Source organism: Fibrella forsythiae (assembly GCF_017353175.1).
Taxonomy (GTDB): Bacteria; Bacteroidota; Bacteroidia; order Cytophagales; family Spirosomataceae; genus Fibrella; species Fibrella forsythiae.
Window position 1 is genome coordinate 1 of the sequence record NZ_JAFMYW010000015.1, and the last position, 14,011, is coordinate 14,011.

Annotated in this window: 13 protein-coding genes; 10 read left to right on the forward strand and 3 right to left on the reverse strand. The window is 55.2% G+C overall.

Annotation, left to right across the window (positions count from 1 at the left end):
* Positions 1 to 113: 113 nt before the first annotated feature.
* A complete protein-coding gene (locus J2I46_RS30135; RefSeq protein WP_310589142.1) occupies positions 114 to 494 on the forward strand; it encodes a nucleotidyl transferase AbiEii/AbiGii toxin family protein in 381 nt (126 codons plus the stop codon).
* A gap of 635 nt (positions 495 to 1,129) precedes the next feature.
* Here the strand turns inward: J2I46_RS30135 and J2I46_RS30140 are convergent.
* Genes J2I46_RS30140 through J2I46_RS30150 form a run of 3 tightly spaced genes read right to left on the reverse strand, consistent with a single transcriptional unit; the run spans position 1,130 to position 5,245 of the window.
* A complete protein-coding gene (locus J2I46_RS30140) occupies positions 1,130 to 2,509 on the reverse strand; it encodes a hypothetical protein (RefSeq protein WP_207332826.1) in 1,380 nt (459 codons plus the stop codon).
* Positions 2,510 to 2,556: 47 nt separating this feature from the next.
* Positions 2,557 to 3,855, reverse strand: coding sequence for a hypothetical protein (locus tag J2I46_RS30145; protein WP_207332827.1), 1,299 nt, complete (start codon positions 3,853 to 3,855; stop codon positions 2,557 to 2,559).
* A gap of 46 nt (positions 3,856 to 3,901) precedes the next feature.
* The gene (locus J2I46_RS30150; RefSeq protein ID WP_207332828.1) at positions 3,902 to 5,245 is read right to left on the reverse strand and encodes an FISUMP domain-containing protein; all 1,344 of its coding nucleotides are present in this window, start codon (positions 5,243 to 5,245) and stop codon (positions 3,902 to 3,904) included.
* A 274-nt stretch (positions 5,246 to 5,519) separates the two neighbouring features.
* Between J2I46_RS30150 and J2I46_RS30155 the strand changes: the two genes are divergently transcribed.
* The 9 genes from J2I46_RS30155 to J2I46_RS30195 all read left to right on the forward strand — a co-directional run bounded on the left by J2I46_RS30155 (position 5,520) and on the right by J2I46_RS30195 (position 13,859).
* A complete protein-coding gene (locus tag J2I46_RS30155; RefSeq protein WP_207332829.1) occupies positions 5,520 to 6,101 on the forward strand; it encodes a cupin domain-containing protein in 582 nt (193 codons plus the stop codon).
* 124 nt (positions 6,102 to 6,225) lie between these two features.
* Complete coding sequence (locus J2I46_RS30160) at positions 6,226 to 6,618, forward strand: RidA family protein (protein WP_207332830.1); 393 nt, start codon at positions 6,226 to 6,228, stop codon at positions 6,616 to 6,618.
* 23 nt (positions 6,619 to 6,641) lie between these two features.
* Positions 6,642 to 7,322 carry a hemerythrin domain-containing protein gene (locus J2I46_RS30165; protein WP_207332831.1) on the forward strand — a complete coding sequence of 227 codons (681 nt, stop codon included), beginning with the start codon at positions 6,642 to 6,644 and terminating at the stop codon, positions 7,320 to 7,322.
* Between the two features lie 108 nt (positions 7,323 to 7,430).
* Positions 7,431 to 8,276: a helix-turn-helix transcriptional regulator gene (locus tag J2I46_RS30170; protein ID WP_207332832.1), complete on the forward strand. Its 846-nt coding sequence runs from the start codon at positions 7,431 to 7,433 to the stop codon at positions 8,274 to 8,276.
* 140 nt (positions 8,277 to 8,416) lie between these two features.
* Entirely contained in the window at positions 8,417 to 9,010 is a 594-nt protein-coding gene (locus J2I46_RS30175; RefSeq protein ID WP_207332833.1) for a c-type cytochrome, read from the forward strand.
* Between the two features lie 107 nt (positions 9,011 to 9,117).
* Positions 9,118 to 10,143, forward strand: a complete 1,026-nt coding sequence (locus tag J2I46_RS30180) for a sensor histidine kinase (RefSeq protein WP_207332834.1) — start codon at positions 9,118 to 9,120, stop codon at positions 10,141 to 10,143.
* A 78-nt stretch (positions 10,144 to 10,221) separates the two neighbouring features.
* Positions 10,222 to 11,247, forward strand: coding sequence for a sensor histidine kinase (locus J2I46_RS30185; protein WP_207332835.1), 1,026 nt, complete (start codon positions 10,222 to 10,224; stop codon positions 11,245 to 11,247).
* Positions 11,248 to 11,433: 186 nt separating this feature from the next.
* On the forward strand, positions 11,434 to 12,960 hold the full coding sequence (locus J2I46_RS30190; protein WP_207332836.1) for a right-handed parallel beta-helix repeat-containing protein: 1,527 nt from the start codon (positions 11,434 to 11,436) through the stop codon (positions 12,958 to 12,960).
* 122 nt (positions 12,961 to 13,082) lie between these two features.
* Complete coding sequence (locus tag J2I46_RS30195) at positions 13,083 to 13,859, forward strand: LytR/AlgR family response regulator transcription factor (RefSeq protein ID WP_207332837.1); 777 nt, start codon at positions 13,083 to 13,085, stop codon at positions 13,857 to 13,859.
* Positions 13,860 to 14,011 lie beyond the last annotated feature (152 nt).

Consider the following 14,011-nt stretch of genomic DNA (forward strand, 5'->3'; position numbering starts at 1 on the left):
GGGTAGCCTGGGCAATATTCGTCAGCTGCTGCAAATAGACGTGGGCTTTGGCGACGTAGTAACCCCGGCCCCCGTTCGAATGAGCTACGCTACTTGCCAAGGAACAACCGCAGATACTGGCCTATTCGCCCGTAACCGTAATCGCCGAAAAGTTTGATGCCATGATCGATCTGGCCCAGATCAACAGCCGGATGAAAGATTTTTATGATGTCTACCGGTTACTGGCAACGGAGCGCTACCAAGAGGCCACACTTGGTGAGGCCATCGGGCAGACGCTGCGGTGGCGACAGACCGTCCTGACGGCCCATCACCCGCTTTTTAGCGCTGGCTTCGCCACGTATCCTCAGCGCACCAGGCAGTGGTTGGCCTTTCTCAAAAAGACAGGAATGGCTGAGTCGCCGTCTTTTGTCGAGGTGATGCAGCTAATTACGGAGAAACTACGGCCTGTTTATCAAATCCTGGTTGAGCAAACTGACGCTAAGGGCGGGGGCTAACTGCACCTTATGGCAACAGAATGCCCCTAATCCTTCGCTCAGCACAGGTCAAATCCCAGGTAGGACCCCGCTGCCCACTACCCCTCCATTATAATTGGAGCTGCATTTTCTCACTCGTAGGCTGAAACATGGTTACTGCAACTGAGAGTACCCCCAGCCAACTTAATTGATGGGTGCATACCCCCCTACCGGCCAGCCTGCTCCTTTAATTTTCTTTGTTGATGCTTATAAGCCGTTACCGCCTTAAGCCAGCTTTCGAAGGAATACTTGGTCCGGATCGCCTCAGCCAGTGTCCCGGTAGGTCCTGCCTGCATTTTTAGAGCTCCCTGCCAAAGCCGTTTTTAGCCAGTACTGGGTTTTGATCAGCAGATCGGAGAAGCTAAAGGAATAATGATTATTATGTACAACGGTTACCTGGTAGCCTAGGTGTCTCAGGTTTTCCTCAATCACTACGCACAGCTGATAGTCCCAGGGTGCAACAAGTAGAAAATTCTGTCTCACGCAAAAGGAGGGATCAATTGATGGGTTAACCGCAGTGGTTAGGTAGCTTCATGCGGGCAGTTGCCCGCACGCCCCGGCTCATCACGGGCTAGGGCGGGAGGAATTCAGGCTTCCAACGCGGGAAATAAGGCCACTCAGCGAAACGTGCCTAGGCAGAAATAGCCCTCAATAACGTGCTCGCCCAAATAGCCGGTGGCCGAAAACAGGCCCGCCCGAGGAACGCTGAAGTTGCCCCGCACCGTAATGGACTCGACCCCGTTATTGCCAGTGGCCGGATACTGAATCTGGCTCAAGTAGACGCCTCCCGGACTTATATGTCCCGTCTTATTAATAACGTAGATGGACTGATAATAGGGGGTCGCCTCTATCGTCTCCTTACCGATGAATACGGCGCTGGGGCCCCAGGCCAAATTGACATCCTGCGTGGCGTTTAGCTGGGGAATGTTAATGGTAAGGGCCAGACTTTTATCGGCGGTATCAGTTGATTTGGCCCGGCCAATGCTGATGACCTGACCACCAATTCGGCTGGCCGATCCGTCTGCCTTATGCACCCAGGGCCCCCCGTCGATTCGGTAGACAATGCCCTGGGGCATGACCATCAGCGAGGATAGCAGCAGCAAAAAGCTGCCGGAGGGCGATTTGACCTGGGCCGTGACGGTGACAGGCGTGGGCTTATTGACGCTACCCGGAGCCCTGTAGGTGTTGGTGCTGCCCGGACCACTACGGGCCAGACTGCCCCCGCCCGAAGAGATTGTCCACCGGCTCACAGGTACGGTTTGGCCAGGTCCCAGTTCAACCAGCTGCTGGGCCTGGATAACGGCCTGGGCCTTGTCCAGAGGCGCTAGAAAGGCTTCATCTCCTTGGATAACGAGTGTAGTGTAGACGGCCAGGCTTAGGGATTCTCCCGGTCCCACGCTGGCTTGCAGGGGCGAGAGATAAACCGAGGCGAACATACTCCAGTCGCTGAAATGGGTCGTTTCAATGGTTAGGGTTTTGGCCTGCTTGTTAAGGGCCGCTCCGGGCATAGCCATCCAGATGCCCTCCGAGGTCTGGTAGGCCACTTGCAGGGCCTCGGCCAGGGTACTGTTGAGCTCATGTTCCTGGTAAGCTAGCGTCAGCTTGACGGGTTTGCTAAAGACCATGCCGTGGGGCTCCAGCCGGTAGGCCACCCCCCGGCCGCTTGGATTGGTGTTGGTGATGGGCTGAATGCTGACGGATTGCGCGGTGGGTAGAGCCCCCGCCGGAATTTCGATCCGCAGGCGGCCATCATCCGAGGTCAGTGTGCCACCGGCTGCTCCGATGGATTGCGCCGTGGTCTCTTCGCCGGTTGATTCACCAGGAGCACAAACCAGGGCCGTAGGGTCCAGGGGGGCAGAGCTACCAGGATCAGGCTGAATGCCTGGCTCCTCGCGGCTTATTTTGCAGGCTGAGACGCCCAGTAGTAGTAGGACCAAAAAAAGTAACCGGCGACCACTGGCTAAGGGCCGACCAGGGATAAGAAAAAGGGTATTCATGACTGTGGGGGAGAAAGTTGGAAACCTTAGAAGGGCGCAAGACGAGCTTAAAACGTTGATTGGATACGGAATTCGGCCTGTAGTGGCTTTTGTAGGACGGCCCTGGGGCAGGGTCCGTCCAAATTGTAAAGCGTCGCGCTTAGCCTTCCCCTGATGTATTCGACCCCGTCCACCTCGTCGACCTGGGTGATGACCACCTGGCCACCCGAAATAAAGGGCCTTTCTGAGCCGCAAGGATAGATGTAGGTGAGAAAGCCCGATTTGCCGTCGTAGGCCTGGGCAAACTCGGCAAAGGCCTGCCCGCTGTTTTTTGGCCCTCCCGCTACGTACGAATAACTGCCCTGGGGCCTGTTGACGTTGCGGGCGACCATCAGCAGATTCAGTGACTGGGATTCCGACTCGTTCCAGCCCGAGAGGTGAATGGTCTTGTCGGTCTTGTAATAGTAGTGATTTACCCAGGCAAAGGGCGTGCCCCCGAAGGTGCCGGTGAAGTAGTCGGGACCAACCAGAATGCGCTTGAGCAGGAGTACTTTCCGCTCGCTGTTGGTAAAGCTTACCTCGGCCACAACGGTCACCGGATTCTGGGGGGGATAGCCACTTGGGGCCGTATAAACGGCCCTGTCACCGGTGCCCCTGAGTTGGCCGTTGGCTGAGCCGCCTGGCAGCGACCAGGTGATGGCCTTTATCTCCAAGGGCTTGTCGGTGCTGCCGGGCACCAGGGGCGCCAGCCGGGCGTAGGTGACGGCCAGGCTAGTCGAGGCGCCAAAGTCCAGATAAGCGCCCAGGTTGGGACCTCCGTCCAGATTCAGCTGCTCAATTTCGGCCACTTCGTAGGCGCTCCAGTCGCTGAAGTGCGGCATGGGCAGGCTCATCTGATGAGTAGCCGTATCAACCTCTACGCCCGGCACCTGATACCAGGTCTGATCACTTCCCTGGAAGGCTACCCGCAGCAGATCCGGGTCGTTGGCCGCTACGGCCGAGGCTTTATAGTGCCACGTAAGGGTGGCGGGCCTGGCGAACTGGGTGCCATCGGGCAGGAATCGGTAGGCCAGGCCCAGGCCATGGGGAGCCTGGTTGGTGATTGGCTGGATGGTAATGGTCGTGGCCTGGGCCAGCGCCCCGGCTGGCAGGGTTAACTCTAGGGTTCCGTCGGCCGAGGTAAGACTGCCGCCCTGGGGGCCAATAAGCTTACTGGTGGCCTCGCCCGCAGGCTGGCCCACCTCAGTGGTTAGGGGAGGCTGCCCGCCGGGCGGATCAACGGCGGGCTCCGGGTTGGGGTCGTGTTTGCAGCTGGCCAAACAGGCCATAAGCGCCCAGCCAGCCAGCAGGTAATGAAGACGTTTCATGCTACGAGTTATTTTTTAGCGATCGGAAAAAGGTGATAGCGGGCGGCTACCTGGTTTTGACCAGCCGAAGGGGAGTGAGCGTTGGAAAAGTGGACAGGGCCTGGGGCGTGAAGCGGGCGTAGGTGCTACCCGGTAGCTGGATGATATTGAAGACCAGGGGACTATCCTGGCTGTCGCGCCCGGAGGTCCACAAGGTGCAGTTTGACCCCTCCCCGTAATTGGTGCCGTTTGGCCTGCGCACATCGGCGGGAATGGCGTTAAAGCCCGACAGGTTGTTGGCGTAGCCGTCCTTCTTGGTCCAAGCATCGGTGGCCATTAGTTGGCCCAGCAGCCGCTTTGAGGTCACATCGTCGCCATCGGTACCCCAGTCGTAGACCGTAATGCCCTGCGACTCCAGCAGAGTAACGTAGTCCTGCCGGGTTGGTATGCGCCACCCCGTCGGCAGGGGAACATTCTTTAAGTCAGCGTATTCCAGAAAGGTACCATACTCGGGTTTAGAGTTCTCTTTCAGGGAGCCAGGACCGGCGTAATTGGTGGCCAGCCATTCCTGATTGCCTATAAGGACGGTTGGGTAGTAGAGCACCCCGATTTTTACCGACGTTCCGGTGGTAATGGGCGTAGTTGAGGGCAGACCCGTAGTTGGCCTCTGGCTGGCGCTGCCCACCTTTTCGTATTTGACCGAATAGCGACCATTTCGGTCGGTAATGGTGGCCGTTAGAAAATTCTTGGCTGAGCTCATGTTGGTGGCCTGCGGTTTTTCCCACACAATCCGGTAGCGCTGCATGTCGCTGGCCAGAATGGGGGCGTCCCGGTAGCCGGAGTAGGCGGAGCTGAAGACGCGCCGGATGCCGCTCTGGGCGTAAAAGGTTAGGGAGGCGGGATTGTCCTGGTAGACCAGCGTCCCGGTGATCTTGTAGAAAATCTGCCGGGTTTCGTTGCCAACGTTAGCTACCTCGGTGGTGTATTCTACGGCATTCCTGCCGTCTTTGGCAAACACCATGGTGCGGAACTCCCGAAAACCCTGCTCACCCTGAAAGGTGCCCTTCTGCCAGTCGATGGTCAGTGGTCCCTCGTTATGGTCCGCAAACCAGGTACCAACCAGTTCATCAGGGATTGGGGTAAACGGCGTTTCAAGAGGGGGCTCGGTGGGCGTCTCTATCCCGGGCGGGTCTACCCCGGGCGTGGGCGTATGGTCGTGTTTGCAGCTGCCCAGCGCGCTGGTAAGCAGGAATACAAGGGCGAGTGAGGCTATTTTTCTGAAATGATGCATCGGATTGTTGGTTTGAAAGAGATCGGTTGTCCCGGCGGACGATGGCAAAATTGGCGGGGTAAGCGGGGCTGACGAGGGGGTAAGCCGATGAAGCGGAGAAGCACCAAGATGAAGCGTCATAAAGCCCCTCTTAAGTGGCTAATCAAGTTCAGTGTGCTGCCCTAGGGTTCTGATACACTGTAGGAAAGGCTGTACCAAGCACCAGGCTTAGGCTTCACTGCCGTTCGGCACGCGGCTTTCTGCCGGTTCATTGACCATTAATTCCGCTTCATCTGCCCCGGCGTTGGTGCCTTCTGGTAGCCCGGACACCTTTGTCCTATCAACGCCGGTCTGCTGACCTAATGCAGCGGCTCTAAGGCCTGAATGGGCCCATTGTCAATCAAACAATCAATTCATGGTAACCACTAAAGCCCCCCGCCCTCAAGCCAGTGCCTTACGCACGATCACCAATCCAATTCTGCAGGATGAAGTCGTTTTTCTGGAGACCAGCATCGAGACCAGTGGTCAACATACGCTGGTCGAGGTTAGCCTGGCCGCCGGAGGTGGCAACCCGCTGCACTTTCACCAGGATTTTGCCGAAACGTTTACCTGCCTAGAGGGTGAGCTGAGCCTTCAGGTCGGTCGCCAGATCATCCGGCTTCAGCCGGGCGAGTCAGCGACGGCCCCGGCCCAAAGCCATCACCGTTTCTTTAATCAAACCGACAAGCTGTGCCGGTTTGTCTGCCGGATTGCCCCGGGATGTCCGGGTTTTGAGCAGTTCCTTCAGATTACCTACGGGCTGGCCCGTGATGGCAAGGTCAACGCCCAGGGCGCACCCAAAAATCCCTTTGAGCTGGGTTACCTGATCATGATCAGCGGCACCTGCCTGACGGGCTGGATGAGCCTTCTTCAGCCGCTGCTGCACTGGCTGGGCAGACAGGCCATTAAAAAAGGCATCGCTGCCGAGCTGCAACGGCGCTACCTGACGATCTGGTAGAAGGTTAGTAGGGTCATTTTCGCCTTGTCGCTTTTATTCAATACCAGCCCTGTAGCCCAGTTTACTTTTGCCCAGCAATCAACTAAAACGCAAGTACACGCACGCTTCTTTTTTACTACTACTCATGAAACAAGTGACCATTAACCCCTGGACTTGGCAAGACCAGCTAGGGTACGCCCAGGCCGTTGAGATTCCTCAGGCCAGCCACACGCTCTACTGCGCCGGACAGGCCGCCATGGATCCCGACGGACGGCCCGTTGCGACGGATATGGACGGGCAGATCAAGCTAGGTTTAGATAACTTGGAAACGGTGCTGGCCAAGGCAGGCTACTCGCTGACCAATGTGGTGCGGCTTAATTTTTACACCACCTCGGTGGAGCAGTTCTTTGCGGGCTACGGCCAAGTCATCGACCGGCTAGCCCAGGCCGGCTGCCGGCCCTCGGGCACCCTGATGGAGGTCAAAGCCCTGGCCTTTCCCCAGCTCGCCATAGAATTCGAAGCAACCGCCGTTCGGTAAAAACAAGTTAACTTCTTCTACTCATGATTCAAACCTTGCAACATCAGCGCTACAATGTGTTCAATCAAATCCACAAAGGGCTGCGCGGCATGCTCTATGATACGGCGCTCCGCCTGCAGCAAACCGATTTCTCCCGCCCTCAGGCCAGCCTTGCCGTCGAGCAGCTCAAAGAAGTTCTCTCCTTTTTGGAAGAACACGCCGACAACGAAGACCAGTTTATTCTGCCCCACGTTCGCACGCACAACGCTCAGTTGATTGACGAGCTGGAAAAAGACCATGAAATTGATCATCGCCTGACCCAGACGCTGCTTGATCATGTTCAGGGTTGGTCAACGGCCTCGCCCTTTGAGCAGGAGATCTTTGGTCAACGCATCTGCTACGCCTTCTCCGAGTTTATTGCCTTCAACCTCTACCACATGAACAAAGAGGAGAACGTGCTGATGTATTTGCTGTGGACGCACTACACCGATGAGGAGATTCGTCAGATGGAAGGGCAAATCATTCAGTCTATTGCGCCCCAGACGCTGCTGGCCGAAAGTCGCTGGATGATGCGCTCGATCAATGATAAGGAGATGATAGAGTGGCTGACGGGCCTCAAACAGGGCGCTCCCCCGGCGGTATTCGATATGTTCTTAGGTCTGGCTAAGGAGGAATTGTCCGCCGAGCGGCTAGGTAGCGTACAGGCGGCTCTGGCCGTAGCCTAAAGCCGAATAGGTATTTTGGAAAATGTCGCTTTTTTTCAATACCCCGTTTTGTCAGCTTTTACTTTTGCCGTGTCGTTTGCCCGTAGTTTGCCATTGATACTCAAGGTCATGAAGACAAGTTACCAGGAATTTAAACCCTCTTTAGCGCTGCAACCCTTCGTTGAGTGCTACTGGCTGCATCACTTCGAAACCCAGGGTCTTGCGGAATCGCCCGTGCAGCGTTGTTTGCCGTTTGGGGCCCTGGAGCTGATTCTACACCTGGACGACAATCCCGCTTACGCTTTATTCGACAATTGCTGGCAGAAGCTGCCGCAGGCCTTCTTTGTGGGACTCTACCGGTCGACTGTACACTGGAAGGCCGTCGGAACGGGCCGTAAGTTTGGCATTCGACTCAAGCCAGAAAGTTTGCTTCAGCTCTTCAACGTACCCGTGGCTTCGCTGTTCAATAACTTCACGGATCTGGAGAGCTTCTTCGGACGGGATATGAACCGGTTGATGGACAATGTGCATGGTCTGGTCGATATGCAGCTGGTCATTAACGAAGTGGAGCAGTTCCTCTTCAACAGGGTTCAGCACCTGAAGGCCGAGCGGAACTATCTGGTGGCGGCAACCCAGCTGATTCGCCAGGCGAAAGGGAACGTTTCGATTGAGGGTCTTAGCGCGCACTTATCTATCAGCAAGCGGCAACTGGAACGAAGCTTTAAAGATACCTACGGTACCTCGCCCAAGATGTATCAGCGCATTATTCGGTTTAGAAACGCCTACGAATCGTTTCAGCAAACCTCGGCTACTCCCAACTGGCTGGACGTCTCCTACAACTTTGGCTATTCGGACCAGGCTCATTTTATCCGGGACTTTAAAGAATTCTCCAACGAGGTACCCACGCTGGTGTATCAGGATGCCGAGCAATACTTTCGGCTACCCAATAAAGGCCTCTTTACCCGGCGCGCCTGAAGAAACTGAACCTGATGCCTGGTAAGCAAAGGTTACCGGTCGATCTCACGGATTAACAACTTGATTTACGCTACCCAGCAGCCCGGCTGGCAGCTAGGTAGCTAGGTTATTGACTTTACTTTTACTAACTCTCCCCGCAGATGAAATGGATTTATCTGACGGCTATAGCCGTCATGGGACTGGTTTGTGCCTTTACCAGTCCGCCCGCTACCCACAAATCAGGAAAAGCAGTCGTTTCCCCGCACCAGGATCCGGCCAAGGATGCCTTGATCAAACGGGGCCAGTACCTGGTGACGGTCATGGGCTGCGGCGATTGCCACGCGCCCAAAAAAATGACGCCTCAGGGTCCCCGGCCCGATATGGACCGCTTTCTAGCGGGCTACAACAGCGCCGAGCCGCTGGGTGAGTACGACAAAAACCTGGTTAAAACGGGTCAATGGATGCTGTTCAACGGGCAGAATACGGCCTTTATTGGTCCCTGGGGCGTGTCATTCGCGGCCAATTTGACGCCTGACGCCAGTGGCATCGGGAAATGGTCGTTGACTCAGTTCAGTAAGGCCATGCGGCAGGGAAAGCTCAAAGGTCTGGACAATGCCCGCCCGCTGCTGCCGCCCATGCCCTGGCCAAATTACACCAACATGACTGACGGCGATCTGAAGGCCATCTTTTCTTACCTCAAATCGCTCAAGCCTGTGGCCAACGTGGTGCCTGCTCCTCGCCCGCCCTTGCCCTGATTAAGTGCTCGTCCACCTGCTGGCCAGACTGCTAAGCAGGTGGACGAGCGCTTGATAGCCATACCTCCCCCTCCCTGTAGATCCGCTTTCTTTATCTGTTTTGACGCATGAGCCGCTGGTTTAAAGTGGACCGTACAGATGGTCTGGCCTTTCTGCTTATCTACCCGGCCGTCATCTGCGCCAACTACATTATTTTTTGGCCGTCCTATTTCACCGATAAGGACCTCTTCATCAAGTCGACCTTTATCATCAATGCCTCAGCGACCACTCATTTTCTGATCAACACGGGCTGGGCTAAATACCTGCGATTCCGCTACGGTGGCACCGATCAGTTTGTGCAGCGACTGCTCTACTCCATGCTGGGTTATGCCCTGATTACGATCGTGATGACGCTGCTTCTGTTTGGCGTCTACGAGTGGCAGAAACTGCCCTACCGGTTTGAGACCATACCCTGGATCGTACTGATTGGCTTTGCCGCCAACATTATCTCGGCAGGTATCCTGGAAGCCATCTTCACCTACGGGCAGCTGCAAAAGAGCACCCAGCGGGAGATTAGCCTCAAGCAGCTTCATCTGCAGCAGCAGATGGAGGTGCTCAAGCAGCAGATCAATCCGCACTTTCTCTTCAACAGTCTGAATTCGCTCATTGCCCTGATTGGGGAGAATCCCTCGCAGGCCGAGCTTTTTGCCGAGGAGCTTAGCTCGGTCTACCGCTACGTGCTGCGGGCCAACGAGCGTAACCTGACCGAGCTGGACAGCGAGCTGGAGTTTATTCATTCCTACGCGCACCTGCTGCGCACCCGGCACGGAGCGGGGTTTGAGCTCATAACCCGGGTAGATCCCCGCTTTGGTCGGCATCTGCTGCCGCCGCTGACCCTGCAGCTGCTGATTGAGAACGCCGTCAAGCACAACGTGGTGCTGGCCGATCAACCCCTGAGGGTGGAGATATACACCGACGAGCTGGCCAATCTACACGTGCGCAACAACCTCCAGCCAAAGATGCTGAGCGTTTTGTCCAATGGCGTGGGGCTGGCCAATATCATCGCCAAATACCAGATGCTGAATCAGCCCCTGCCCGCCGTGCGCCAGGAAACCGAGCGGTTTGTAGTTGCCCTGCATTTGATTGCCACCTGATCAGCCCTCAGCCTTATAGTCCACTAAGGATGGTGGCCTTTAGGGCGTACCTTTGACGGAAGGATTTCTTATTTGGCTATGAAACAATGGGTCAGCTTCGACCGCTATGATATTCTGATTTATCTGCTCAACTATCCAGCGGTTATCATCGCCAACTACATCATCTTTGGCCCCGCTTATGTTCAGGATGGTCCGCTCTTTACAACGGCTACGCTGATCATAAATGGCTGGGCGCTGGTTATATTCCTGACGCTGACTTCCTGGATGAAGTACATGCGTTATAGCTACGGCGCACCCGATCAGTTTGGCCAGCGTCTGCTGTATTCTATGCTGATGTACGTGGGGGTAATGATGGTAGTCATCCCCTTGATTTACTGGAGCTACGACCGTTTTGGTCTGCCCTATAAAGCCGAGACCATACCCTGGATCCTGATGATTGGGTTCGTCACCAACGTGATCTCGGCGGGATGCCACGAAGCCATCTTCACCTACGGGCAGCTGCAAAAGAGCACCCAGCGGGAGTTTGATCTCAAGCAGCTTCATCTGCAGCGGCAGATGGAGGTGCTCAAGCAGCAGATCAATCCGCACTTTCTCTTCAACAGCCTGAATTCGCTCATTGCCCTGATTGGGGAGAATCCCTCGCAGGCCGAGCTTTTTGCCGAGGAGCTTAGCTCGGTCTACCGCTACGTGCTGCGGGCCAACGAGCGTAACCTGACCGAGCTGGACAGCGAGCTGGAGTTTATTCATTCCTACGCGCACCTGCTGCGCACCCGGCACGGAGCGGGGTTTGAGCTCATAACCCGGGTAGATCCCCGCTTTGGTCGGCATCTGCTGCCGCCGCTGACCCTGCAGCTGCTGATTGAGAACGCCGTCAAGCACAACGTGGTGCTGGCCGATCAACCCTTGGTTATTGAGATTCAGACTGACGAGCTGGCCAATCTACACGTGCGCAACAACCTCCAGCCAAAGCAAAAGGACGTGTTATCTAACGGCGTTGGCCTCAGCAACATCATTGCCCGTTACCAGATGCTGGGTCAGCCCCTGCCCACCGTGCGCCAGGAGGCGGGCCAATTTGTGGTCGCCCTGCACCTGATTACTACCTGATCGACGGCCGAACTACTGCGTCAGGTTGACTGATCAAGTAGCACTACGAGCTTTTATCTGCCCCTGATGACGCTTCAGCAGGGGCTTTCTCCGTTTCGAGGGGTTTAGGCCGGGGCTAGCGGCAGAAGGACTCTACTTTCGACCAATCAACCAAAACACGCTGCTTTGCGGCCGCGGCTCTCCTCTATGAAAACCAAACAACATATTCCGGGTCACCGGCTTTTGCGGCTCCCTCAACTGGCCTACGCCTTTACAAAAAAGCTCGTTATACCGCTAGTAGGCCTGATGGTGCTGCTGAGTGCCTGCAAGAGAGATCCCGATCCTGCTCCCCTCGATGCGCTGACGGCCCGGGCGGGCGATGATCAGCAGGTTCAGGTCGGCCAGGTGGTCAGTATCGATGGCAGCGCCTCGCAAGCGCCCCAAAACCAGCCGTTCACCATCCAGTGGGTCATGCTTCGCAAGCCCGCCAAAAGCAGCGCTACGCTGAGCAGCACTGCTACAATCAAGTCCACTTTTACTCCGGATGAAGTAGGGGAATACGAACTGGAGTTGACCTTATCAAGCGCTGCGGGTAAGAGTACCGATAAGGTAGTTATTGTTGCCGCTGTTGCCCAGCCCCTGACTATCGATAAAGATATCACCGTCAAAACCTTGCTGGTTGACCGCCTTACCAATCCCAATCTGCCGGACTACATTGTGCCCAAGGACCTCGCCGTCAAAGCCGAGTTAACCCTGGCTCCCGGTGTTGTCGTCGCCTTTGAGCGGGATGTGCGCCTGTCGATCAATGACAACGGTGGTATTCTTATTGCCCAGGGAACACCCCAGAAAAAGATTCGTTTCCTGGGCGTAAATCAGACCAGGGGCTACTGGGCGGGTATCATGCTTTATTCAAAGAGTAACGTTAACCTAATGGAACAGGTCGAGATTCTGCACGCCGGTAGCAGCCCCATGCTCGACAATACAAAAATGGGAATGGCCCTATTCAAGGGCAGTCAGATCGCCTTTAAAAACACGCTGTTTAGTCAGCATGACGGGTACGGTTTGTATGTGTACGAGGAGGCTGTTCTTCGGGAGTTTACGGCTAATAGCTTCACTAGTAATGCGGAAGCAGGCATTGTGTTGCCCCCCGAAAGCGTAGCCAAACTGGATGCTGCCTCGCAGTTTACGGGTGCCAATGGCCGCAATGTCGTGGAGGTAAAGGGGGAATACCTGGGCAACAATAGCGCTCAGGGGACCGTAATCGCCTGGCCAGGGTTCGCCGACAAAACACCTTACCGCATCATGCGGCGAATGCAGGTAAGGTCGGGCTGGAAACTAAGTCCGGGCGTCATCATTGAAGTGGCCCGGGATGTATCAATCATCGTTGATGAGACTGGTTATTTGAATGCGGTGGGTACGCCCGCTCAGCGGATAACGTTCACGGGCGCAGCTGGTCAGGCGGCCTATTGGACGGGCATACTATCTCATTCGACCAGTAACCAAAGTCGGCTTGAAAACGCCGATATTTTAAACGCGGGTAGCACGGCCATTCTATCGACCAAACGGGCTAATCTGGCGCTTTATGGCAACAACGCCTCCCTGACGCTGCGCAACACCCGTATCGTGGGAAGCGGTGGATACGGAGTCTATGTTGGTTTCCAGGCAACGCTGAATACAGATGAGACGGCTACCTATGAAGGTAACGCGCTGGCCAACGTCTTTATCGATAAATAATGGGCAGCTGGTGCTTAGACTGCTGCCCTGGCAAGCAGTCTAAGCACCAGCTGCTTGCCAGGGCGTTCAACTGGCTTTAATTTAGGTGGTCAATCAATGAGTCTATTAACTGCACAAATCGAATGAATGTCCTGATAATTGAAGACGAAGAATTAGCCGTCCGCAAGCTAACCAAATTACTGGCCGAGATCGATCCCCAGCTCCAGGTGGTTAGTACGGCTCCCAGCATTCGGACATCGGTTGCCTACCTGCAAAGCCAGCCAGCGCTTGACTTGATCTTCATGGATATCGAACTGGCCGATGGGCAAAGTTTCAAAATTTTTGAACAGGCAACCGTGCCAGCTCCGGTGATCTTCACCACCTCCTACGACGAGTACGCCATTAAGGCCTTTAAGGTCAATAGCATTGATTATCTGCTGAAACCCATCAAAAGGCTCGATCTGGCGGCCAGTCTGCAAAAATACCACGACCTCAAGGGCCAGTCTGAGCCACTAGCCCTTCCCGCCGTATCGATTGATGCGCTGGTGCAGCAGCTACGGCAGCAAATTCAGCCCCTTGAGTACCGACGTCGGTTTCTAGTCCGGCATCTATCTCAGTGGCTGCCCATCGAGACGGGAGAAATCGCCTATTTTCATTCAGAAGACGGCGTTACCCTGCTGCGCACTATAACGAGTCAAAAGTTCTCGCTTGACTATACGCTGGACGAATTGGAGTCCATGCTTGATCCGGCGCTTTTTTTCAGGGCCAACCGCCAGTTTATGATCAATGTCCAGTCGGTGCAGCAAATCCACCCTTATTTCAATAGCAAACTTAAGCTAACGCTTAAGCCTGCCGCCGCTGATGAGGTGCTGGTTAGCCGAGAACGTTCTGCCGATTTCAAAAAATGGATGGGTAAATAAAGGGCAAATTACCTGGGCCAAACGCCCGAGGTTAAACCTGGCTGAGAAAGGAAGACTGCCCGTCGTAGGTCAATCACAATACCCCAAAAGTGATATCAAAAATGATATTACAAACGATATCATCATAGATAGTAAAGTGCTATATATATAGA